This is a genomic window from Cytobacillus sp. GQ23 (assembly GCF_059758675.1).
In genome coordinates, this window is sequence record NZ_JCAXER010000024.1 from 28049 (window position 1) to 52147 (window position 24099).

Below are 24099 nucleotides of genomic sequence, written 5' to 3' on the forward strand. Positions count from 1 at the left end.
AGATATGGAAAGACGGGGCCTGTTGCCTTTCGTTGTGACCGCATTTTTTGCCGTAATGATTTCTCTCTTTGCTTTTTCGCTAATGGATTCAAAGGATGCAAAGACGCAAAAATCAGAAACCATTCCGGATGTCCAAAGCAAAAGCCATGACAGTGATATTTCGAATGAAGTAAAAAATAATATCAAAGGCAATAAAGCTAATATTAATAACTCAATCGACAACGATTTAAATAATGGCGAAGATAGCCAAATCGATAATAATGTGACGAATGATATTGAAGTCAATGTGGATGTTAATGTAACAAATACGATAAAAAATAAGGCTGATAAAAATCAGGACTCCAGTCAAAAAGGAAATGAAAAGGAAACCAGCAGCAGCGAAAAGAGTAAGGAAAATGACCGAAACGGCCAGTCTGGAGATGATGAAGTCGTTTGGGGTGTAGACTCCGCAAGTCTCACTACAAGCGACTTGCTTTCTTGTGTTCGTGAAAACTTTGGATCTCCTAAAGTATGGGGACGTTATTTAGGTGAAAAAGAAGGCGTATCAGCAGGTATTACACCTGAAGAGGCTGAACTGCTGAAGGAGAATGATATTAAATTACTTGTGATATGGAATCGATTTAATGATGCCACAGGGCTTGAAAATGGACAGAGTGAAGCAAAAGCAGCTGTTCAATTGGCAAAGGAGCTGGGAATCCCTGAGGGTGTCGCAGTTTTTGCGGATATCGAGCCTGATTATTCTGTAGACGCTTCTTTTATAAAAGGCTGGTATCAAGCCATGTCGGAATCACCTTATGAGCCTGGCATTTATGGAGTTTTTGAAAAGGAAAAGGACTTGAGAAAAGCTTTCGACCAGGCTGCAGCCGGAAACTCTCCCCTTCTTGAAAATACACTCATATGGACTGCTGCACCGAATAAAGGAATCACCGCCCAGACACAGGCACCTGAGTATAAACCTGAAGCTCCGGAAAACTCACTTATTGCAGGCTGGCAGTATGGAATTGAAGCAAAGGCATGCAATATTGATACAAACTTATTCAACAAAGACATTTTAGATATTCTTTGGTAAATAAAAAAGAGCCCCTTTAGGCTCTTTTATAGTTTAAAGCTGTTCTTTAGCATCCCGTTATTCCAAAACTGATTCATGATAAACGGCGTGCCGATAAACACTGGAACGATATAATAGCTGAGCCGGTAGAACATGAGAATTAGAAGACCCAGTTCTGATGGGACTCCCTGAGATTCCAGCCCTATCAAAAATACAAAGTCAAAGGATCCTATTCCCCCGGGGATCATACTTGCAATTCCAGCACAAGCAGAGATGATGACAATCGGGAATAAAACCAAAAATGGAATCGATACTTCCAGGGCTCTGGCGATTCCCCAGATACATATGATAATAAATAGCCACTCCAGCAATGAAACCGTCAGAAGTTCCCCTGCAAACCCCTTTTTGATGTGCTTCGTATTCCAAAAAGACGGCTTAAAGAAGTAGACGCCAAGCAGCAGCGGTGTGTAAGCAGCGACAGCCCATACTGCGAATTTTATTAGTTTTACGTCATCGTATAAATGTAAATCGGTAAATAAAACGACCCATGATAATATGGACAAGCCTGTTAGGTAAAACAGTGACAGCTTGGCAATTACTTTTATATAGGGTGTACTGCCTGTCAGGTAATCTTTATAAAAATAGGACCTGAGTGTAGCTCCTGCCACACCTCCCAGTCCGATAAAGTTAGAGAATGCGTTTGCAGATAGTGAATAAAATAAAAGCTTTTTTTTAGGAACTCTAATTCTGAAAAGCCTTTGCAATATTTCATCATAAAAATACATTGGAAAAAGGGCAACGAGCCCTAATAGAAGGATCAAAAATATTTTGCGCACCGTTAGCCGGTCAACATATAGCTCAAGGAGAGCCCAATTAAAATCAGTGAAAATCCCTTTTGCTTCAAGCATAACAAACAGCAAAATGAATAAGGGTACAAGGAGTTTGGCCAGCGTAATCATTGTTTTTTGTTTGAACAAGGACAAAATACCCCACCATTCATTTAGAGAACTAGAGATAATTTAATCTCCCTGATAGAGTGTATCATATAAAAGCTTAATATATATACTTTTTTACTATTATATTCCTATTTGGTGACAATAGAATGGACAAGAATTAAGATTTTTATAAATAGTTCGGTATCTGTGATTGTTAACAATACAGCGTTCAATTATACTTATTTATGTGAATAGAGGTGAACTTACATCTTTGAATTAGTAATTGAATCGTCTTTTATTTCATCAGACTATACTCTTTATTTAACCTATATCATTGGTTTAGCTGCAAAACTGTTAATCATATGGAAAATTAAGTCTGCATTCTATAATCCCGGATATTTTGGAAATGAGCAAAAGGAATTTGAAAAACTTCCGAAGTTTTGCATGAACCGGTCTTTAGTATGCGATTCGATTCAGTCGTGGATGGCAAAACTGATCCTGAAAAAAGGCGATCAAAGTGATGAGCCGGAAGGTCTTTCTCCTATTTTTTAAAGAAAAAATAGCGGGAGGTTTGCTCTTAATGAGAAAATATAAACTGTTGCTGGCAGTTGCCATGATCACCATATTGCCAATATTCTTATCTGCCTGCCAGGCTCAAGGAGGACAAGGAACAAGCTTTTTCCATCATTATTTTGTCAATCCGTTTGCATTGGCTATACATGGAACAGCTGTCTTCTTCCATGGCAATTTTGGTTTGGCCATTATCTTTATTACCATCATTATTAGAATGGTATTAATGCCATTAATGCTTAAACAATATAAAAATCAAAGCGTTATGAAAGAAAAAATGGATATGTTAAAACCGGAACTTGATAAAATACAGCAAAAGCTGAAATCAGCGAAAAAACCAGAGGAGAAGCAAAAGCTGCAGCAGGAAATGTTCGGCTTGTATCAGTCGCATGGAGTGAATCCTTTAAATGCAGCGGGATGTCTGCCAATCCTTATCCAAATGCCCATTTTAATGGGGTTCTATTATGCTATAAGAGGAAATCAGGAAATTGCGGCACATTCATTTCTCTGGTTTAATCTGGGTCATTCAGACATTTGGATCACAATCATTGCAGGCATAGTGTACTATCTTCAGTACCGGTTTACGCTAAGCAATATGACTGCACAATCACCGAAGCAAATGAAATTCATGGGTCTATTATCTCCAATAATGATTATGCTGGTTTCTTTAAATGCCCCGGCAGCTTTGCCGCTATATTGGACTGCAGGTGGAATCTTCTTAGTTTTTCAATCATGGCTTGGCAAGAGATTATATTCAAAAGAAAAAACGGATAATGTGCAGTTTATGTCAGAGTCATAAATACACAGGGAGCGGGCTTAATGCCATGCTCCCTTTTTGTTTAAATAATTGTGAATAACAGTGCCTCTTCTTGGAAAGATAAGGGTGAAAATGATAAGGAGGTAAGTGGATGATTAAGCGTAAATTACTAATCGCAGGCGCACTGTCAGCAGTATTACTTGGAGGCTGTGCCACGAATGACACGGATATGGATGAAACTGCTCAGAGAAACAGAGACCTGACAGAGCCGACGAAGGTGAACGACAGCAACTATGGCGAAAACGGACGCACAACCGAACCGGGAATTGATCTTACCCGTACCCGGACCGGCAATGATAATCAAAATGATTCTCCGAGAATGAAGGTTGCTGATAAAGCTGCCGATAAAATTACTGCTATACCAGAGATCGAGTCTGCGAATGTTATCGTGACAGACAATAATGGCTATGTTGCCGCACGCTTAAATGATGGAAATGGAGAATTGACAAAGGATATTGAAAAGAAGATTTCTGATCAGGTGAAAGCAGTCGATCAGGATATTGATAATGTATATGTTTCTGTTAATCCTGACTTTTATGACCGAATGGCAGGATATTCAGAGGACATTCGGGCCGGTCAGCCTGTAGAAGGGTTTTTTGATGAATTTACAGAAACTGTCCGCCGAATCTTCCCGACACAAAGGTAAAAAGAAAACGGCCCATTACAGGCCGTTTTCTTTATGTGCTTAAGCATCTTGGAAGTAGTCTTTATAAAAACCGCTTACTTTTCCTGAATTATCTACTATGAAATAAAATTCTTCCGTTTCATTTTTCACATCATAAATATTCCCTGCTGTTAAAGCCCGGTTTACAATGTATTTCGCTGCATCTGTGTGCACACATTTTACCTTTTTTAATGTTTCACGTTCCTGCCAGTTTAAATGAATCACCGTTGCCACTCCTTCAAAGTCTGCATTACTTATATGTTTAGTTTTTATTATAATGAATAGGAGCGGTTGTCTGCAACCGGATTATCGTTAGCAGCTGGCATTATTTTCATTATTTTTCTATATTGCTTGATTTTATCTGTCTCAAATGTATAAACTTCACCAGTTAGCGAGTTTTTCATTGTTACATAGTTAATTTCACAGATTTGGTCTATTCGTACAAATTCTAAATGATCATAATGGTCATTACCATATTCCACTTCATAAAAGCCATTATCTGCTAAAATTTCCATTTTGATGACCCTCTTTCTAAGATGATGGCAAAGGTTATATACCACCCGCTTAGCCTGTTTCAAACCACCAAATACAGTTTTGCACGATTTAGCTTATTTTTTCCCATTTACTCAGGTGCATTGGATTTAAGTAAGGTTTTGCCTTCCCCTCCAATACAGCGATATATTCTAATGAGTGGCCGTCCGGATCATAAAAGTAGACTGAGGCAGCCGGCATCCATGTATGGACTATCGGTTCTTCCGGTGATAGGCCAAAGCTTTCCCTGACTAGGATGCCTTTTTCCGTTAAAAACGGAATAACTTCCCGCAGCCTTTCAGCTGAAACAGAAAAGGCAATATGAATTTTCCTTATTGGGGTGTTTTTAGTTTCCCAGATCCCCAGCATGTTCTCTTTGTTTTCGCCAAGAAAGAAAAATGCTGCTTTTCTGTCTCCAATTGTATGCGCTAATTTAAAGCCGATTTTTTCATAAAACTTGATGCTTCTTTCCAGATTTCCTGAGTTGAGATGTGCTTCATATAATTTTGCACCCTGCATCGTAAGGTCCTCCCATTCATATTTAATCTGACTTTATTGTATTAAATATGAAAACCCTGCCATACAGAAAAAAGGATGAACTTGTGCTCATCCTTAAGTCTTACACTATTATGCATCCAACGAAATCTTAACTCCCAGTTTTTCCAGCTGCAGTTCTAGCTTTTTGTAATATTCATCACTTACTCTGCCTCTTGCGCCGCGGAGAATTTCAAAAGCGTAATGGTCTGGGGGTGGCAGCTCCCCTTTTTTATTATAGACATGGAAAGTCAGGACATCTTTGTACCATTTATCCCCTGCCCGGACATTTACAAAGGCAGGACGGTACCATTGCCCGTAAAAGCCTTCCCTTTGGAACAGGTATTCAACAGCTTCATAGGGAAGTTCATATAATACCCCTTCCGTGACTCCGCCATTTTCTATAATGTCTGCCCTTCCTCCATCATCCCTGGAGAACAGGTATTGCATTGAATAACCTTCCAGCACACCACCGCCGATAATCGTTTTGAAATGGTGATCTACCTTTGCCAGGCAAAACCGTTCATCATCCATGCAGGACCCATAAGCAAAATAATAGGTCTTCTCCGGTTTATCCTTCATTAGGCGGTAAAGCTTCCAATCTCCGTGAAGAATTGGTTCAGCCAGCAGGTCATCCCGTGACGAAATATAGACAAGGGCATTTACTTCTCCTTTATCCGTATGGACAGTCTGTTCTGCCCGATCGTACAAATTGTCTTTTCTGCCAGGAATATAATCCTCCAATTCATCCAGATCGGAAAAATGATCCAAATGGACTTCATAAAGCTCCCCATACACTTTTTGTTCCAGAGATGGCTTCATGGAGGGATAGCCAAGTCCAGTATCAAATAATTCACCGTATACCCATGCTTGCTCGGCAATGCAGGGACTTCCTTTTAGTACAAAGTGATTTGATTCATGCATTCTTAAGGTTCCATAAACAAACAATTTTTGTGAATTCATTTGCACATATTCCCCCTAAATTCTCTTTTTTTTTCTAGGCTTCCGTATAAAAATGTTTTTTTTCACTTATCAATGTTGTCTATTGATTGCAGCGAAGGGAGGCTCAAGCTTTCCGCGGAGCGGGCGCCCGAGCCTCCTCGACGCTGCGCGTCTGCGGGTTCTCACCTGTCCCGCTACTCCCGCAGGACATTGATTAAGCTTCCTTGAGTACACACCGCACGAAGAAAATGCGCATGCATTTTCGAGGATCTCGCACCTTCCGCTCCAATCAGCTCTGTAGATATAATACAAATAGCATCAAACATTACGAAAACAGCTTTTTTCTATTATAATAACATTTTTCTGAAGATTCTTTCCAAAAGTATTATTTCGTATTTTTTTTTAGTCTATCAATATTGCCCGTTGATTTCCATCCAGGCTGCTAAGCGTACTGGGCGGGGCGGTGAGTCTCATTGGCGCTGTGTGTCTGGCGTGTTCTCACCTCCATCCTGGATAATGAACATCAACTCAGAAAGCAACAAACTCTGCGAACAAGCCGAAAAAAAGACGGAGAACATCTCCGTCATCCTTGGCATTGGCAGGCATCCAATTTTTTAATTACCGGAAGCCTGCAGCAAATTGGTTTAGTTTTTGAGCTTTTAGGATGTGGCGTTATTGAATCCAATCCCCTCTGTTTATCCTTTAATAAAACTTCCGTTACATACATTTCATCATACATATACTCTCTCTCCTTTTCGACTATCTTTAATATCATTTTAGTTTCCCTTAAGCTTTATCACATTGGCTATGAGGAGGAGATATTTTGAGCCTTTTGAATGAAAGAAGATGGAAATCAAAAAACCTGCGGGAGGATTCCCCGCAGGTTACATACAGCTATTATTTTAATGTATTAGCATTCTCAATAACTTCTTTAGCTTGTTCACGCAATCTGAACTTCTGGATTTTGCCTGAAGCTGTCATTGGATATTCTTTTGTAAATTCTATATAGCGTGGGATTTTATGGCGAGAGATTTTCCCTTTGCAATAATTGCGAAGTTCCTCTGCTGTTAAGTCAGATCCTTCTTTAGCGATTACCCAGGCGACCACTTCTTCCCCATACACAGCATCTGGTACCCCAACCACCTGAACATCCAAAATCTGCGGATGTGTATAAAGGAATTCTTCTATTTCACGCGGATAGATATTTTCTCCGCCGCGGATGATCATATCTTTTAATCTGCCTGTGATTTTACAGTACCCGTTTTCATCCATTACAGCAAGATCCCCAGTATGGAGCCAGCCATCCCCATCAATGGCTTCTTTGGTAGCATCCGGATTTTTATAATACCCCTTCATGACATGGTATCCCCTCGTACACAATTCCCCCTGTACGCCAAAAGGAACCTCGTTATTGGTGCCCGGTGCTACAATTTTCACTTCCACATTTGGCAAAGCCCTGCCGACTGACTCTACTCTCAGCTCAATAGGATCATCTGTCCGAGTCTGGGTAATGACTGGTGATGACTCTGTTTGTCCATAGGCAATGGTTATTTCACTTGCTCCCATCTTTTCAATAACACCTTTCATAACCTCAATAGGACAATTGGAGCCGGCCATGATGCCCGTCCGCAGAGTGGACAGATCATATTTGCTGAAATCAGGATCATTTAATTCTGCGATAAACATTGTCGGCACTCCATGAAGGCCTGTACATTTTTCATCCTGGACCGTCTGCAGAACAGCTTTAGGACTGAATTCCTGCACTGGTAAAATGGTGGCGCCAACAGATATGCATGCCATCGTTCCCAGCACACAGCCGAAGCAATGGAAGAATGGAACAGGAATGCATAGGCGGTCATCTGTAGTTAATCGCATACAATTTGCGATATTATATCCATTGTTAACTATGTTATTGTGGGTCAGCATTACCCCTTTTGGGAATCCTGTCGTTCCTGATGTATATTGCATATTTATGGCATCGTCAGGGTCCAGGCTTTCCAGCCGCTCATCAAGTTCTATGTCTGAAACTGATTCACCCATCCGGATAATATCTTCCCAGCTGTAGGTTCCCGGAAAGCGTTTTTCCCCCATGACAATAACATTTTTTAAGAAAGGAAGTCTTTTGCTTTTCAGCTGCCCAGGCTCGGAATCCCTCAGTTCCGGTACGATACTGTACAGCATTTCTATGTAAGAGGTGTCTCTGAATTTTTCCATCAAAACAATCGTCGTACTGTCGGATTGCTTCAACAGATATTCCAGTTCAGCAGCTTGATAATTTGTATTTACAGTTACAAGGACAGCCCCCATTTTGCCTGTTGAAAACTGGCATGTGAGCCATTCTGGCGTGTTTGTTGACCATGCGGCAATATGCTCCCCTTTTTCAAGGCCCAGCTTCATAAACCCTTTGGCAGCGAGTCTGCAATAGTCATTAAATTCTTTATAACTCATGCGGAGCCCGCGATCGGCATAAACAACTGCTTCATGATCAGGGTGAAGGGCTGCTTTCTCCTCCAGGAGCTTCCCTACTGTTAGATTCAATAATTCCGTCATCCAGAAATCCTCCTTGGTATATGATAAAATCATTCTGCAAAAGATTCCTCTAAGATGCTGATATAAAACGCTTTCATTTTATGTTATCATATATTGCTGAATATTCAATATTTTCATATAGTTAGATTTTATAATTTTTTATAACCTGAAATCAAAAAAACTGCCCTTCATTAAGGAGCAGCAGGTTAAAGCAGAGACTTCGCTCTCAGTATTAAAAATAAAGCCCATTATATAGCGATATTTCCTTGCCAAGGCCTGGAGCTAATTGAACAGCAAAGGGCTTTTCACCCCTTTTTAAAAGGACCTCGCTTGTCCTTCCGACCCCGGATAATGGCTGGCAAAATATCATATTTACTGAACCAATAAGAATGGAGGCTCTTTTTTCTTTTCCGTCACTGCTAATGTAAACATCAGCTTTGGAAGCAGGAAGGATGTCCTGCCATCCTGATGCAGATTTTTCACAGTCATGTGAAGCGATATAAACGGCTGATATTTTTTTATTGCCAAGCTTCTCATCAATGAGACCGAGTTGTCTCAGTTCTTCAAATCGTTTATCATCTTCCATGCCCCAGTCAATGAAGAAAGGGTATTTATAATCGTGATTTTTCTTAATGAAGAGCATTTTCCAAGAAAGGATGCTTCCGTCCCCTCTCTTTCTGCTTCCATCAAAGATTGGAAGCGTCTCAATGCCCTTTTCCGTTAATTCAGCCTGAAGCTTTTCAATATTATTGGTTCGAAAACAAATTTGGCCGATCCCTTCTCCATTCGGGATTTCTTCAAATAGCTGTTTAATAAGCGGATTATCCGTTCTTGAGGCAATATCATTCTTTTCAATTGATAAAAACTCAAGGTATGAATGACCAATGTACAAAAGACTATTATAAGTCCCCCAGTTTTCATGGCTTCCCCCGGGGATTGCCATATATCCATAATCCCTCCATTTTTCAGCAGCAGCAGCCGGCTCACCCTTTATAAAATGCACAATATGATCAAGCGTCAGATTCATATGCAGTTTCTCCCTTTGTTCAAAGTTATAATAAATTTTACCTCTATGGGAAAACACAGTCTACTCTCAGCAGTTAAGAAAAGAATTTGCAGAAAAATGTCATCAGAATGTAATAAATCTTTTCTTTACAAGGGGTTCACAAAATCTTAATTAAGCTTTACAATAATAAAAAATAGAATATTCAATCCATTTAACCAGGAGGTATGCATAATGAAAATTATGAGTAATGAACAGCTGGTCGTCTCGTATCGTGATGCATTGAAATCGGGGTCTGAAAAGGAATGGATTAGGATATTAAAAACGGAGATTCAAAAACGGGGTTTAAGACCGTTTAAAGAGTAAATCTCAAATTCCATATTAGTTTGCCAAATACTTAGTGTATATGTAGAGCGGGAGCTATTCCCGCTTTTTTTATTATCTTCGGATGTATGCTGAAAGTTTATTTGCTTTCTTTATATTTTCATAGTCTTGTTCACTCAACACCCCTAATTTTTTCAGCACCGTACTATACTGCAGTATTTTCATCTGCCTTCTTGTCAAGTTTATCACCCGCTTTTTAATATACTATTCATAACCTGTACTTTGTTTCCTTAATGCAAATAATTTTCCATAGTAAAAAGCGAAGTCTTCCACAAACTGGTCCGCTGCAGTTAGCCGGCTGATATTAATGCTGCTTCACCCTATATATTGATATCTGTACAAAAAAACCAGAGCGTGACTCCGCTCTGGTTTAATATTTTATGCTTCGAATAGAAGGCTTTCCGGATCTTCAATCAGTTCCTTAACACGTTTCAGGAATGTAACTGCTTCTTTTCCATCAACAATACGGTGGTCATATGATAATGCGATATACATCATTGGACGGTTTTCCATTCTTTCAGCATCGATTGCAACCGGACGCAGCTGGATGGAATGCATTCCAAGAATACCAACCTGAGGCCCATTCAGAATAGGCGTTGACATCATGGAGCCAAATACACCGCCATTTGTGATGGTAAAGCTTCCTCCCTGAAGATCTGAAAGGGCAAGCTTATTGTCTCTTGCCTTAACAGCAAGGTCCATGATATCTTTTTCGATTTCAGCAAAGTTCTTGCGGTCTGCGTCACGGACAACCGGAACGACAAGACCTTCAGGAGCTGAAACGGCAATTCCAATGTCATAGAATTTTTTCAGTACGATCTCATTGCCTTGAATTTCAGCATTTAAGTAAGGATTTTTCTTAAGCGCTGCAACGACTGCTTTTGTGAAAAATGACATGAAGCCAAGCTTAACATCATTTTCTTCAAAGAATTTATCTTTCCGCTTCTTGCGAAGGTTCATAACATTAGTCATGTCCACTTCATTGAATGTTGTCAGCATGGCTGCCGTTTGCTGAACTTCTACCAGGCGATTTGCGATAGTCTGGCGTCTGCGGGACATTTTGATACGTTCCACTTCTTTTCCGCCTGAAGACTGTTCAGCAGGTTTGGATGCTGCTGCCGGTTTTGGTGCTGGAGCCTGCTGTTTTGCCTGATTTGGATTGAAGGATTCTACATCCTGAGTTCTGATACGGCCCAGTGGATCTGCTGTCGGAACCTGGCTCAGGTCAATGCCCTTTTCTCTTGCCAACTTGCGTGCTGCAGGTGAGGCGATTGGACGCTGTCCACCTGTTTTTTCTTCAGCAGCTGGCTCTGCTGGCTGCTCCTCTGCCTTCGGTTCTTCGGCCTTTGGCGCTTCAGGCTTTTCTTCCGCTTTTTCCGGTGCAGGTGCAGCTTGTCCGCTTTCGTTAACGACAGCGATGGTTTCACCAACATTCACTGTGTCGCCTTCCTGGGCTTTAATTTCCTGTAAAACTCCGCTGTGTTCAGAAATAATTTCAACATTTACTTTATCCGTTTCAAGTTCGACAACATAGTCACCTTTAGTAACTGTGTCGCCAGGCTGTTTCAGCCATTGTGCCACCGTACCTTCTGTAATGGATTCTGCCAATTCTGGAACTTTGATTTCTGCCACCTTAATTTCCTCCTTCTTGCTTGCATGTCAAAGTGAAAGTCAATCAGCGGGGGTTTTTCCCGCAGTTTGTCATCGCGTTCTCGTGTCGCTAGATCTCTGCCAGCGCTTCGATTAATCAAAGCTAAAAACCCGATTGGCTCAACTAAGCTGCTGCTCGGCATTGGCAAGTCTTACTTTATCTCACCAATCGGGCCCATACGGGATGCTGATTCCCGCTAATTCTATTTCGATTCAATTGTTTGAGTATTAATTTGGGAAGCTATCTGCCCGTTAAGCTTCGATAATGTTTCATCAATTATGCGTGCTTGTTCTTTCTTATGAACAGTCGGGTCACCCTCTGCCGGGCTGGATCGGCGTCTTCTGCCGATGTAGCTGACCTCGATATCACTGCCTGCAATTTCTTTCAGTCTAGGTTCAATGAAATTCCATGCACCCATATTCTTAGGTTCTTCCTGTACCCAAACCATTTCTTCCACATTCGGATAACGGGTTAAAATTTCTTTAATCTGATCCATAGGGAACGGATAGATTTCTTCTACACGTAAAATATGGAACCAGTCCTGCTCCGGATAGTTTTTCAGATTTTCAGCTAGATCAATTGTGATCTTGCCTGTTCCAAGAATTATGCGTTTCACTTTTTCATGATTTTGGCCTAATCCAGGCTGTTCAATTACGGATCGGAATTCTCCTTCGCTCAATTCCAGTCCATTTGATGCCACAGTCGGATTGCGCAGCAGGCTCTTCGGTGACATGATCACTAACGGACGAACTTCCTCTTTGCCAAGTATGGCAGCCTGTCTTCTTAGAATATGGAAGTACTGAGCTGATGAAGAAAGATTAGCAACAGTCCAGTTATTTTCAGCTGCAAGAGTCAGGAATCGTTCCAGACGCGCACTTGAGTGTTCAGGTCCCTGTCCTTCATATCCGTGCGGAAGGAGCATGACAAGACCTGATTTCTGTCCCCATTTGGCACGGCCGGCAGCAATAAACTGGTCAAACATTACCTGCGCTGCATTGGCAAAGTCACCATATTGAGCTTCCCATAAAACAAGCGTTTCAGGAGCAAAAACATTATATCCATATTCAAAGCCTACAACAGCCGCTTCAGATAAGGGACTATTATGGACAGCGAATGAAGCCTTAGCAGTTGAAAGTTTATGCAAAGGTGAATACGCTTTACCGGTTGTATGATCATGCAGAACAACATTTCTTTGAGCAAATGTTCCTCTCTCAGAATCCTGGCCAGTCAGTCTGACAGGTGTACCGTCAGATAAAATGGTTGCAAATGCCAGCGTCTCTGCAAGGCCCCAGTCAATCTTGCCGTCCCCTTCAAGCGCTTCCAGTCTGCGCTTCAGAATTTTGCCGAGTTTATCAAATACCTTGAAATCCTCCGGCCATTTTAACAATTCTTCATTAATTTGCTTTAGTTTATCAATTGGCACTGCTGTATTAATTTTTGGCAGGCCTTTTTCGACAGTTTCAGGAGGATCGGTTAACTCAGCCTGCTTCTTTTCTTTTGGCACTTTTTCATAGGCAGCCTTCATTCTTTCCAGAACTTCGTTTTGAACGCTTTCAGCTTCCTCTTTGCTGATGATCTTCTCATTTAGAAGCTTATCAGCATACAGCGCTTTCACGGTTGGTCTCTTGCGTACAATATTATACATAAGCGGATTCGTCGTCATTGGCTCGTCCATCTCGTTGTGTCCAAAACGGCGGTATCCGATTAAATCGATCAGGATATCTTTCTGGAATTTAGCACGATACTCGCAAGCAATTCTTGCCGCTGCAACGACTGCTTCTGGTTCGTCAGCATTTACATGCATAATTGGCATTTCATATCCCTTGGCCAGATCACTTGCATATCTGGTAGAGCGTGAATCATGAGATTCTGTAGTGAAGCCGATTGTATTATTGGCAATGATGTGAATCGAACCGCCTGTGTTATACCCGGTCAGCTGTCCGAGATTAAGTGTTTCAGCTACAATACCCTGCCCTGGGAATGCTGCGTCTCCATGAATAATAATGGATAAAGCAGCTTTTGGATCTACCTCCGGGTAACCGGCCTTTGTTCTGTTGTCCTGTGAAGCTCTTGTATATCCTTCAACAAGGGAGCCTACAAATTCAAGGTGGCTTGGATTGTTAGCTAATGTCAGTCTGGCTATGGTTGTATTCTCATCTTTGATTTGTTTATCAAGACCCAGATGGTATTTAACGTCACCTGTCCAGCCGTAATTGATTCCAATGGATCCTTCAGAAGGAACCAGTTCCTTATTTGGCGCATGCTGGAATTCCGCAAAAATCATTTCATAAGGCTTTCCAAGCACATGGGCAAGAACATTCAGCCTGCCTCGGTGAGCCATGCCGATGTTAATTGTTTTCGCACCGTCAGAAACGGATTCAGAAACAATTTCATCCAGCAGCGGAACCATTGTATCAAGGCCCTCAATGGAGAATCTTTTCTGACCGACAAAAGTTTTATGAAGAAACTTTTCAAATTCCTCCACTTCTGTCAGTCTTTTTAATACTTTTAGCTTTTCCGCTTTTGGCATAGACAGCTTGTGGCTGTTGGCGCCTATTTTGCGGCGAAGCCAGTCTTTTTCGTTTTCATCAAATATATGCTGGAATTCAAAAGCAATGGGTCCCATATAAGCGCTCTTCAGGAATTCGATTGCTTCAAGTCCGTTGCGTAAAGGATATGTGGCATCTTTAGTTATGACACCAGCAGGGATCTCTTTTAAGTCATTTTCAGTTAAGCCATATTTGCTTAATTCAAATAAAGCAGTTTCTGATTTATTGTTTCCCAGCGGATAAATATCGGCAGCCAAGTGGCCATATGTACGAATATTATCAGCCAGGCGAATAGCAGCTAGTGTTTTTTCAATCTGTCCGGCATTCATTTGCTGATTTGCTGATGAAGACAGTGGTGCGGTTTCTTCGCTCATAAGAGGGGAACCGTTTTTTTCAAAGTACTCTTTCATTTCAGGATCAATCGACGACGGATCCTCTAAATATCTTTCATAAAGCTCAATAACGTAGCCAAGGTTCGGGCCATGAAATCCCTGTTCAAAAGGTCCCTCACCATTCGTTGGCTTTTTCATGGAAAATTACCTCCATAACTGTTTTGTAAGTAAATAATTTAATACGTTTTTTCTTCCTAAAAATACAATACCCATCATTTGAACGCATTAACAATTCATTTTTACGAATAATAATATTTTTCAGAGGATAAAACGTTTCCATAGTTATTCTAACACGGAAAATCTACTTGTACAAAGATAAAAACATGAATATAGTGGAAAACTATTAAAAAATTTTTTTAGCAATTACTTATTCTAAAAAAATAATTTGTAAAAGGTTACACCTTTATAAATATGAAATAACCGGGTGGCTTTTTGATTTTTGGAGTTCATTTATTTGTTTAGGCTCTTTTTTCAAAAATTGTTGTTTTTTGTTTATGAATTCTGCCCGTTGATTTCCACTCCAGTCACTTGCTTTCCGCGGGGAGGAAAGTGAGCCTCCTCGGCTGCGCCTCCGGGGTCTCACACTTCCCTCTCCTACCGCAGGACATTGAACAAGCTTCTTCGAATCAACAACGCACGAAGGAAATGCGTCAGCATTTTCAAGGATCAAGTGCCCACAGCGAAGATCAACTCAGCAAATTATACTAAGTTATGCAAAAGCAACAAACTTTAAGAAAACAGCCTTTCCTTAAAATAGTCCACGCTGATTTAAAAAGCAACCATCTGCTTTAAGTGGGAAGAATCTTAGCTCCTTAAGCTTTGCTTTCAGAGTCTTCTGCTCCCTCTTTTCCTGCAGAACATTGAATAAGCTTATAAGACATCCCGCTAAGAAATCCAATGCTTTTTATAGGGTCAAGTGCCATTCAATACCAATTACTAACTGAAGCCAAAATAAAAAAGCCGACATGGCGTCCGGCTTAAAAAGTCTCAACTAAGTTAATGTAAATTTGTTTTGCTGCATTTGCTTTTTTTCTGTTTTCTTTTAGGGAAGATTCAATTGCTTCTCTCGTTTCCACAGGAAAATCAAAATGGCCGCAAGTTGTACATTTTTCAAACATTGAACCAGAAACATTTACTTCAATGCCATCCAGGGTCTGGAAAACTGCAGGACCTTCGGATTCGGCAAACCGGTGGCGGCAGTGGCTATGTTCGCGCATATTAGCTTCCCTCCAAGAAAAATGTCATTTGTTCCATTATAAAACAAATATTCTGAACTTTAAAGCGATCTACCTATAACAGTTTATGCCAGATAAAAAGAATAATTTGTATCTTTTTTAGACACATTAAAGTTATTCAAATTCAGGAGGTTTTTCCATGAACATTGGCAGAGCCAAAGAGATTGCTGAGTCTGCTGAAATGCACAATGTTACTTTAAATGGAGTTCCGATCATCATTCAGCATGTAGATGAGCAGACTAAGACAGCACGCATTTACACTAAAGCAGATTCTGAAAAAGAAATGGATGTGCCGGTTAACGATTTAATTGAAGAATGAATAGCCTAAAAAAACTTTCCGATCTGTTAAGGAAAGTTTTTTTAGTCCAGGACTTTGCTTACCCCCCCTGGACTCTTGCTGAATATTTTTTATAACATGAAATATTCAAAAAAGTATTGACTGTTAACGGTTTACTGTAGTAAAGTTTAGAGAAAATTTAATAATTGATTTCTTATCCAGAGAGGTCGAGGGTAAGGCCCGACGACGCCTCAGCAACCTTCAATCATTTTTTTGATTGAAAAGGTGCTAATTCCTGCAAGTTTTCAAAAACTTGAAAGATAAGAAGAATGGCTGTTCACATTAAAAAGTCTTCTTCTTATAGAAGGCTTTTTTTTATTATGACGAAGGAGTGTTTATGAGCATGTATAATATTGACACCAAATTAGCGCAAATTGGAAACAGAAGCGAATCCGCAACAGGTGCAGTCAATCCGCCTGTTTACTTTTCCACCGCTTACCGCCATGAAGGCATTGGCCAGTCTACTGGCTTCGACTATAGCCGAACAGGCAATCCGACCCGCCAGCTGCTTGAACAGGCAATCGCCGATTTGGAAAAAGGCGATCAAGGATATGCCTGCAGTTCAGGAATGGCGGCTATACTTACTATTCTCTCACTCTTTCAATCAGGTGATGAATGGATTGTATCCAAAGATCTATACGGTGGTACCTACCGCTTGCTTGAACAGGGCTTCAAAAAGTGGGGACTGGAAAGCAAATATGTGAATACCAGCAATCCTGAAGTTGTTGAAGAGCTTATCACTGAAAAAACAAAAGCTATATTTCTGGAAACCCCAACTAATCCCTTGATGGAAGAGACAGATATTGGGCTGATAGCTGACATCGCAAAACGGCATAATGTTCTCCTGATCGTGGATAACACATTTTATACCCCCCTTCTTCAGCAGCCGCTAAAGCTTGGAGCTGATATTGTCATCCATAGTGCTACAAAATACCTTGGCGGCCATAATGATGTCCTTGCTGGGTTAATTGTCGCAAAAGGCAAGCAGCTATGTGAGGAGCTTGCTATGAACCATAACGCTGCTGGTGCAGTCCTTAGCCCATTTGATTCATGGCTTTTAATCAGAGGCATGAAGACACTTTCTCTTCGCATGGAACGGCATGAGAAAAATGCCAGGGAACTGGCGGCTTTCTTATCAGGACATGAATCCGTTACGGATGTTCTATATCCAGGCAAAGGCGGCATGATTTCGTTCCGGGTACAGGATGAATCCTGGGTGAATCCTTTTCTGCAGAGCCTCTCCCTTATCTCCTTTGCTGAAAGCCTTGGCGGAGTCGAGAGTTTTATCACCTATCCCGCAACACAGACGCATGCGGACATCCCTGAAGAAATCCGCAAGGAAACAGGTGTCTGTAACAGGCTTCTGCGTTTCTCGGTTGGAATCGAAAATGCAGAAGATTTGAAGGCAGATCTAGAACATGCTTTTGCAAAGGTTGTAAAGGAGGCAGTGCGATGAGCTCAAACTATACATTCCAAACGAAATTGCTTCACAATAATCATAAATTCGATCCGGAAACAGGAGCTGTCAGTGTACCGATCCAGCATGCCTCCACCTTTCATCAAAAAGATATTGATGTATTTGGAAAATATGATTACAGCCGCAGTCTGAATCCAACAAGGGAAGCTCTTGAAGAGGTCATTGCGGAGCTTGAAGAAGGAGTCAGAGGATTTGCCTTCTCTTCAGGAATGGCTGCCATTTCTACAGCTTTTCTCCTCTTATCACAGGGAGATCATGTTGTCATAACAGAAGACGTATATGGCGGGACCTATCGCATGACTACCGAAGTCCTGTCCCGTTTTGGCATTGAGCACACATTTGTTGATATGACAAACCTGGAGGAAGTGAAGGAAGCCATCCGTCCCAACACAAAGGTTTTCTATGTTGAGACTCCTTCCAATCCCCTGCTGAAAGTAACTGATATACAGGCCATCAGCCAACTTGCCAAGCAGCATGGAGCCCTGACATTTGTGGATAATACCTTTCTGACCCCTGCCCTGCAAAAACCGCTCTCTTTAGGTGCAGATATCGTGCTTCACAGCGCTACCAAATTTTTATCCGGACATAGCGACGTCGTGGCAGGCCTGGCGGTTGTGAAAGACCCGGAATTAGGAGCAAGACTTTCCTTCCTCCAGAATTCCTTTGGAGCTGTTCTGGGTGTTCAGGATGCCTGGCTTGTCTTAAGAGGCATTAAAACGCTCCAGGTAAGGCTTGACCAGTCTGTGAAATCAGCTGAGAAAATTGCCCGTTTCCTTCATGATCATCCGGAAGTAAAGAAAGTTCATTACCCGGGCTTTGCCGAGCATCCCGGCTATGAAATCCAGAAAAAACAGGCTGTGAATGCAGGTGCTGTTCTTTCTTTTGAACTTGAAGATGAACAGGCAATGAGAGCATTTGTGGAAAATGCAAAAATTCCTGTTTTTGCAGTAAGTCTGGGAGCAGTTGAATCCATCCTCTCCTACCCTGCCAAAATGTCGCATGCAGCCATGCCTGCACCTGAAAGAGAACAGCGCGGAATTACAGACAGTCTTCTCCGTCTGTCTGTTGGACTGGAGAGCGCAGATGATATTATAGAAGATTTCAAGGCAGCGTTATCTGCTGCAGAACAATCAAAACAATCGATTTTACAGCGGGGGTGATACGATGAGTTTCCTGGATAAATTAAAGAATGAAATCATCATAGCAGATGGCGCGATGGGAACTCTCCTCTACTCCTATGGCACAGACAGCTGTTTTGAAGAATTGAATCTTTCTCAATCAGAACAAATTCAGCATATCCATGAAGCGTACATAGGCGCGGGGGCTGATTTGATCCAAACCAATACGTATGCGGCCAATTATCTTAAACTGCAGCGATATGGCCTTGAAGACTCTGTGAAAGAAATAAACGGTGCTGCTGCCCGGATCGCCAAAAAAGCTGCCGGTGGCCGCGCGTATGTTGCAGGTACAATTGGCGGGATAAGAGGGTTTAAGCCAAACATGATCACACTGGAGGAAATAAAAAGAAGCTTCCGTGAGCAGCTTTATTGTCTGCTGCTGGAAGGTGTGGACAGCATCTTGCTGGAAACGTATTATGATCTTGAAGAACTTGAGACGGTTCTGGCTATTGCCAGAAAAGAAACCGATTTGCCGATTATCGCACAGGTTTCTCTTCAGGAAGCAGGTGTCCTGCAGAACCAGACTTCCATTTCTGATGCGCTGGCAAGGCTCGACGGCATTGGCGCGGATGTAGTGGGAATCAATTGCCGGCTTGGTCCCCATCATATGCTGAAAACACTCGAAAGTGTACCTTTGCCAAAGCATGCCTATCTGTCTGCATATCCAAATGCCAGTATTCCTGCTTATACGGACGGCAAATTCCATTATGAAGGTGATGCAGAATATTTCCGGCAGTCTGCAATTGAATTTCGGAATCAGGGCGTCCGCCTGCTTGGGGGCTGCTGCGGAACAACACCTGATCATATCAAGGCATTTGCTGATGTTCTAAAAGGACTTCCGCCAATCGAGGAAAAAGAGATCAAAGCAGTTAATAAGGTTATCGTTTCAGAAAAAACGGAATCATCAAGAGAGCTCCCTCCCCTTCAGGATATTGTCAGAGAAAGGCCATCGGTGATTGTTGAGCTCGATCCGCCAAGGAAGCTTGATACTGCCCGCTTTTTTGAAGGTGCCAAAGCATTGAAGGAAGCTGGTATTGATTCTATTACTCTTGCGGATAATTCTCTTGCTTCCCCAAGGGTATGCAACTCTGCACTTGGCTATCTTGTCAAACAGCAGACAGGATTGCGCCCTCTTGTGCATGTAACCTGCAGAGATCGAAACATTATCGGGCTTCAATCCCATTTAATGGGACTGCATGCCCTTGGTTTAAATGATATTCTTGCTGTAACAGGAGACCCGGCCCGTGTCGGTGATTTTCCGGGAGCCTCTTCCGTGTATGATGTATCTTCATTTGAATTGATTAATATGATCAAGCAGTTAAATGAAGGATTATCTTTTTCAGGGAAAGACTTAGGCCAGAAAGCAGCCTTTTCTGTTGCGGGTGCATTTAACCCCAATGTCCGTTCATTGGAAAAAGCTGTTGGAAGGCTGGAAAAGAAAATTGAACACGGTGCAGATTATTTCATTTCACAGCCTGTTTTTTCTGAAGAGAAGCTGCTTGAGGTTCATGAAGCTGTGAAAGATTTAAAAGCACCTGTTTATATAGGCTTAATGCCTCTTACCGGCAGCCGTAATGCGGAGTTTCTTCATAATGAAGTTCCGGGAATCAAGATCTCAGACAGTATTAGAAACAGAATGGCCTCTTTAAAGGATGATCCTGCAAAAGCCGGCGCTGAAGGCATTGCCATTGCCAAGTCGCTTATCGATGCTGCGGCAGAGCTGTTTAATGGCATTTACCTTATCACTCCATTTATGCGCTATGAAATGACTGTCGAGCTATCAAACTATGCCCGTGAGACAACCGAACGGCTTTCAAGGAGGAAACAACATGCGTAAACCATCACTGCAGGAGCAGTTAAAAAAGAAAATCCTGATTATGGACGGAGCAATGGGCACCATGCTTCAGAGAGCCAATCTTTCGGCAGATGATTTCGGCGGCGAGGAATATGAAGGCTGCAACGAGTATTTAAACGTAACGGCACCCTCTGTGATTGAACATATTCATCTAGAATATTTAAAAGCTGGTGCAGACATTATTGAAACCAATACTTTCGGTGCAACCAGCATTGTTCTCGCAGATTATGATCTGGAAGAAAAAGCATATGAATTGAATAAAATTGCTGTAGAAATTGCCAGAGAAGCCACAGACCGCATGTCAACTCCTGAATGGCCGAGATATGTTGCTGGCGCCATGGGACCTACGACGAAAACGCTGAGTGTAACAGGCGGTTCTACATTTGAAGACATGATAGCAGCTTACGAGGAGCAGGCCAGAGGATTAATCGAAGGCGGTGCAGACCTTCTCCTCCTGGAAACCAGCCAGGATATGCTGAATGTAAAAGCTGGATTTATCGGCATCGAAAAGGCATCAGAAAAGACAGGAATTAAACTTCCTCTGATCGTTTCCGGAACGATTGAACCGATGGGCACAACCCTTGCAGGCCAATCGATTGAAGCCTTTTATATTTCGCTTGAACATATGCAGCCGCTGGCAGTTGGACTCAACTGTGCGACAGGACCCGAGTTCATGCAGGACCATATTCGTTCCTTGTCAGGATTGGCTTCTACAGCTGTCAGCTGCTATCCAAATGCCGGATTGCCTGATGAAGAAGGACAGTACCATGAAACACCCGAATCATTGGCGAGCAAGCTTGAGGGGTTTGCCAAGGAAGGCTGGCTGAATATTGTCGGCGGCTGCTGCGGTACCACCCCGGAACATATTCAGTCAATTGCTGAGTCGGTAAAAAATTATAAACCACGTAATTATGAGGGCAATTCCCTTCATAAAGTGTCCGGAATCGAACCTCTGATTTATGACGACCCGACCTTAAGGCCCATTATGGTCGGAGAGCGTACAAATGTTATTGGCTCACGCAAGTTTAAAAGGCTGATTGCTGAAGGAAAGTTCGAGGAAGCGGCTGAGATAGGCCGAGCCCAGGTTAAAGGCGGAGCCCATGTTATTGATATTTGCCTGGCAGATCCTGATCGTGATGAAATGCAGGATGTTGAAAACTTTATCAAGGAATTAGTAAAGAAAATTAAAGTCCCTCTTGTCATTGATTCAACTGACGAAGCAGTTATCGAGAAGGCACTCACCTATTCACAGGGAAAAGCCATCATAAATTCGATTAACCTCGAGGATGGCGAGGAAAGATTCGAGGCAATCGCACCGCTTATCCAACGCTATGGTGCGGCTGTAGTGGTAGGAACAATTGATGAAGAAGGAATGGGTGTTTCGGCGGAACGCAAACTCGAAATTGCAAAGCGTTCCTATGATCTGCTTGTAAATAAATATCATATCCCGCCCCAGGATCTAATTTTTGACCCTCTCGTCTTCCCTGTCGGCACAGGAGATGAACAATACATCGGGTCTGCTAAGGCAACGGTAGATGGAATCAGACTTATTAAAGAGGCTCTTCCGGAGGTACAAACCATTCTGGGTATCAGTAATGTATCATTCGGCCTCCCTCCTGTCGGCAGAGAGATATTGAATTCGGTATTTCTATATCACTGCACCCAGGCGGGACTGGATTATGCGATAGTGAATACGGAAAAGCTTGAACGATTTGCTTCCATTTCCAAGGAAGAGGTTTTAATGGCCGAAAAACTTCTTTTTGAGACTACGGATGAATCACTTGCTGTCTTTACTGATTTTTATCGTGATAAGAAAAAAGAAAGCAAGAGTGTTCTGCCGGATATGACATTGGAGGAACGACTCGCCTATTATATTCTCGAAGGAACTAAAGAAGGGCTCCTGCCTGACCTTGATTTGGCACTGGAAGCATACCCTGCTCCTCTGGATATCATTAATGGGCCTTTAATGAATGGCATGAAGGAAGTAGGAAGATTGTTCAATGATAACCAGCTGATTGTTGCAGAGGTTCTTCAAAGTGCAGAGGTAATGAAAGCTTCTGTTGCTTATCTGGAGCCGCATATGGAAAAAGATGCTGCACAATCTTCGTCAAAGGGTAAAATCATCCTTGCAACCGTTAAAGGAGATGTCCATGATATCGGTAAAAACTTAGTTGATATCATTCTCAGCAATAATGGTTATGAAGTGATAGACCTGGGAATTAAGGTAACTCCTGCTGAACTTATTGAAAACATCAGGCGCGAGAATCCGGATATGGTCGGCCTTTCAGGTTTGCTTGTTAAATCTGCTCAGCAGATGGTCATTACGGCACATGACATGAAGCAGGCTGGAATTGATATTCCGATTTTAGTTGGGGGGGCTGCACTCTCAAGAAAATTCACAGATACAAAAATCTCCAAGGAATACGATGGGCTTGTCCTGTATGCAAAGGATGCCATGAACGGGCTCTCATTAGCCAATCAGCTTCAGGAGCCCGAAGAGGCGGAGAAACTGCGAAGCGAGCAGGCTGAAAAACAGGCAGCCCTGCTGAATGCAGTACCTTTTGACCGGGGATCGGTTGCAGTTGCAGTAAGGCCTAAACCAACTGTCAGCACAAAGGTGCCGGTTTTTGTTCCAAAGGATTTAAAGCGGCATCTGCTGAAAGCATACTCCCTTTCGCATATCGAGCCCTATATTAATAAGCAAATGCTGATTGGCCATCACCTTGGCTTAAAAGGAAACCTGCAAAAGCTGCTTGCTCAAAAAGATGAAAAAGCCATTAAAATTAACACAATGGTTGATGAATTGATTGCTGAAGCTAAAGAAAACAACTGGATAGAGCCAAAAGCCGTTTATCAGTTCTTCCCTGCCCAGTCTGATGGCGATAAGGTTCTTATTTATGCAGAGGATGAAAAAACGGTCATCGAAACATTTGAGTTTCCGCGCCAGGAAACAGAGCCATTCTTATGTCTGGCAGATTTCCTTAAATCAAAAGAGAGCGGTCAAATGGATTATGTATCGTTCTTTACTGTGACAGCCGGGAAAGGGATCCGCAATATAGCAGATCGATTAAAAGCTGAAGGCCGATTCCTGGAAAGCCATGCCCTGCAGTCCCTGGCTTTAGAGACGGCCGAAGGTCTTGCTGAGCTGATCCATCGCCAGATCCGTGATCGCTGGGGTTTCCCAGATCCGGTTGAAATGACGATGAAAGACCGTTTTGCAGCGAAATACCAGGGGCAGCGCTTTTCGTATGGCTATCCTGCATGTCCTGAGCTTGAGGACCAAAAAAAGCTGTTTAAGCTTATTAGCCCTGAGGATATAGGTGTTCAGCTTACTGAAGAATGTATGATGGAGCCTGAAGCCTCGGTATCTGCGATGGTATTTGCCCATCCGGAAGCCAGATATTTTAATGTATTGAGATAATGGGATACCCGGCAAAAAATTGCCGGGTATTTGCCTTTGCCCTTTCT

General features: G+C 42.1%; 21 protein-coding genes and 1 riboswitch. Of the genes, 10 read left to right on the forward strand and 11 right to left on the reverse strand.

Annotated elements, in window-relative coordinates:
• Positions 1-4: 4 nt before the first annotated feature.
• Positions 5-1069, forward strand: coding sequence for a glycoside hydrolase domain-containing protein (locus AC6CHU_RS18995; protein ID WP_498122593.1), 1065 nt, complete (start codon positions 5-7; stop codon positions 1067-1069).
• 26 nt (positions 1070-1095) lie between these two features.
• Here AC6CHU_RS18995 and AC6CHU_RS19000 read toward each other — a convergent pair whose 3' ends face one another.
• The gene (locus tag AC6CHU_RS19000; RefSeq protein ID WP_236566292.1) at positions 1096-2025 is read right to left on the reverse strand and encodes a lysylphosphatidylglycerol synthase domain-containing protein; all 930 of its coding nucleotides are present in this window, start codon (positions 2023-2025) and stop codon (positions 1096-1098) included.
• 538 nt (positions 2026-2563) lie between these two features.
• On the opposite strand from AC6CHU_RS19000, the gene yidC reads away from it, so the two are divergent.
• Positions 2564-3352, forward strand: coding sequence for a membrane protein insertase YidC (gene yidC / locus AC6CHU_RS19005; protein ID WP_498122594.1), 789 nt, complete (start codon positions 2564-2566; stop codon positions 3350-3352).
• A gap of 109 nt (positions 3353-3461) precedes the next feature.
• Positions 3462-4016 (forward strand): YhcN/YlaJ family sporulation lipoprotein, encoded by a 555-nt coding sequence (locus tag AC6CHU_RS19010; protein WP_159868332.1) that lies wholly within the window; start codon positions 3462-3464, stop codon positions 4014-4016.
• A 39-nt stretch (positions 4017-4055) separates the two neighbouring features.
• On the opposite strand, the gene AC6CHU_RS19015 is transcribed toward AC6CHU_RS19010, so the two are convergent.
• The 7 genes from AC6CHU_RS19015 to AC6CHU_RS19045 all read right to left on the reverse strand — a co-directional run bounded on the left by AC6CHU_RS19015 (position 4056) and on the right by AC6CHU_RS19045 (position 9597).
• The gene (locus AC6CHU_RS19015) at positions 4056-4259 is read right to left on the reverse strand and encodes a DUF6501 family protein (protein WP_159868329.1); all 204 of its coding nucleotides are present in this window, start codon (positions 4257-4259) and stop codon (positions 4056-4058) included.
• A gap of 47 nt (positions 4260-4306) precedes the next feature.
• Positions 4307-4612, reverse strand: a complete 306-nt coding sequence (locus AC6CHU_RS19020; RefSeq protein ID WP_498122595.1) for a hypothetical protein — start codon at positions 4610-4612, stop codon at positions 4307-4309.
• 25 nt (positions 4613-4637) lie between these two features.
• The gene (locus tag AC6CHU_RS19025; protein ID WP_159868323.1) at positions 4638-5084 is read right to left on the reverse strand and encodes a VOC family protein; all 447 of its coding nucleotides are present in this window, start codon (positions 5082-5084) and stop codon (positions 4638-4640) included.
• 108 nt (positions 5085-5192) lie between these two features.
• The gene (locus AC6CHU_RS19030; RefSeq protein ID WP_498122596.1) at positions 5193-6062 is read right to left on the reverse strand and encodes a gamma-glutamylcyclotransferase family protein; all 870 of its coding nucleotides are present in this window, start codon (positions 6060-6062) and stop codon (positions 5193-5195) included.
• A gap of 562 nt (positions 6063-6624) precedes the next feature.
• Complete coding sequence (locus AC6CHU_RS19035; protein ID WP_498122597.1) at positions 6625-6780, reverse strand: hypothetical protein; 156 nt, start codon at positions 6778-6780, stop codon at positions 6625-6627.
• Positions 6781-6938: 158 nt separating this feature from the next.
• Positions 6939-8591: an AMP-binding protein gene (locus AC6CHU_RS19040; protein ID WP_498122598.1), complete on the reverse strand. Its 1653-nt coding sequence runs from the start codon at positions 8589-8591 to the stop codon at positions 6939-6941.
• A 211-nt stretch (positions 8592-8802) separates the two neighbouring features.
• Positions 8803-9597 carry a VOC family protein gene (locus tag AC6CHU_RS19045; RefSeq protein WP_159868311.1) on the reverse strand — a complete coding sequence of 265 codons (795 nt, stop codon included), beginning with the start codon at positions 9595-9597 and terminating at the stop codon, positions 8803-8805.
• A 210-nt stretch (positions 9598-9807) separates the two neighbouring features.
• Between AC6CHU_RS19045 and sda the strand changes: the two genes are divergently transcribed.
• Positions 9808-9939 (forward strand): sporulation histidine kinase inhibitor Sda, encoded by a 132-nt coding sequence (sda, locus tag AC6CHU_RS19050; protein WP_035330849.1) that lies wholly within the window; start codon positions 9808-9810, stop codon positions 9937-9939.
• 396 nt (positions 9940-10335) lie between these two features.
• On the opposite strand, the gene odhB is transcribed toward sda, so the two are convergent.
• Entirely contained in the window at positions 10336-11589 is a 1254-nt protein-coding gene (gene odhB / locus AC6CHU_RS19055) for a 2-oxoglutarate dehydrogenase complex dihydrolipoyllysine-residue succinyltransferase (RefSeq protein WP_159868308.1), read from the reverse strand.
• A 66-nt stretch (positions 11590-11655) separates the two neighbouring features.
• Between odhB and AC6CHU_RS19060 the strand changes: the two genes are divergently transcribed.
• On the forward strand, positions 11656-11808 hold the full coding sequence (locus AC6CHU_RS19060; protein WP_159868305.1) for a hypothetical protein: 153 nt from the start codon (positions 11656-11658) through the stop codon (positions 11806-11808).
• A 2-nt stretch (positions 11809-11810) separates the two neighbouring features.
• Here AC6CHU_RS19060 and sucA read toward each other — a convergent pair whose 3' ends face one another.
• On the reverse strand, positions 11811-14687 hold the full coding sequence (gene sucA / locus AC6CHU_RS19065) for a 2-oxoglutarate dehydrogenase E1 component (protein ID WP_498122599.1): 2877 nt from the start codon (positions 14685-14687) through the stop codon (positions 11811-11813).
• Between the two features lie 839 nt (positions 14688-15526).
• Positions 15527-15766, reverse strand: coding sequence for a hypothetical protein (locus AC6CHU_RS19070; protein WP_159868299.1), 240 nt, complete (start codon positions 15764-15766; stop codon positions 15527-15529).
• Positions 15767-15923: 157 nt separating this feature from the next.
• Between AC6CHU_RS19070 and AC6CHU_RS19075 the strand changes: the two genes are divergently transcribed.
• The 5 genes from AC6CHU_RS19075 (at position 15924) to metH (ending at position 24052) form a co-directional block, all read left to right on the forward strand.
• A complete protein-coding gene (locus AC6CHU_RS19075; RefSeq protein ID WP_159868296.1) occupies positions 15924-16103 on the forward strand; it encodes an H-type small acid-soluble spore protein in 180 nt (59 codons plus the stop codon).
• Positions 16104-16272: 169 nt separating this feature from the next.
• Positions 16273-16388: riboswitch (SAM riboswitch) on the forward strand.
• Between the two features lie 76 nt (positions 16389-16464).
• Positions 16465-17577: a methionine biosynthesis PLP-dependent protein gene (locus AC6CHU_RS19080; RefSeq protein WP_251283050.1), complete on the forward strand. Its 1113-nt coding sequence runs from the start codon at positions 16465-16467 to the stop codon at positions 17575-17577.
• Positions 17574-18758, forward strand: a complete 1185-nt coding sequence (gene metC, locus AC6CHU_RS19085) for a cystathionine beta-lyase (protein ID WP_159868293.1) — start codon at positions 17574-17576, stop codon at positions 18756-18758. Before AC6CHU_RS19080 ends, metC begins: the two co-directional genes overlap by 4 nt.
• Before the next feature lie 4 nt (positions 18759-18762).
• A complete protein-coding gene (locus tag AC6CHU_RS19090) occupies positions 18763-20613 on the forward strand; it encodes a bifunctional homocysteine S-methyltransferase/methylenetetrahydrofolate reductase (RefSeq protein WP_251283049.1) in 1851 nt (616 codons plus the stop codon).
• Complete coding sequence (gene metH / locus AC6CHU_RS19095; protein WP_251283031.1) at positions 20606-24052, forward strand: methionine synthase; 3447 nt, start codon at positions 20606-20608, stop codon at positions 24050-24052. Before AC6CHU_RS19090 ends, metH begins: the two co-directional genes overlap by 8 nt.
• The last annotated feature ends 47 nt before the right edge of the window (positions 24053-24099 follow it).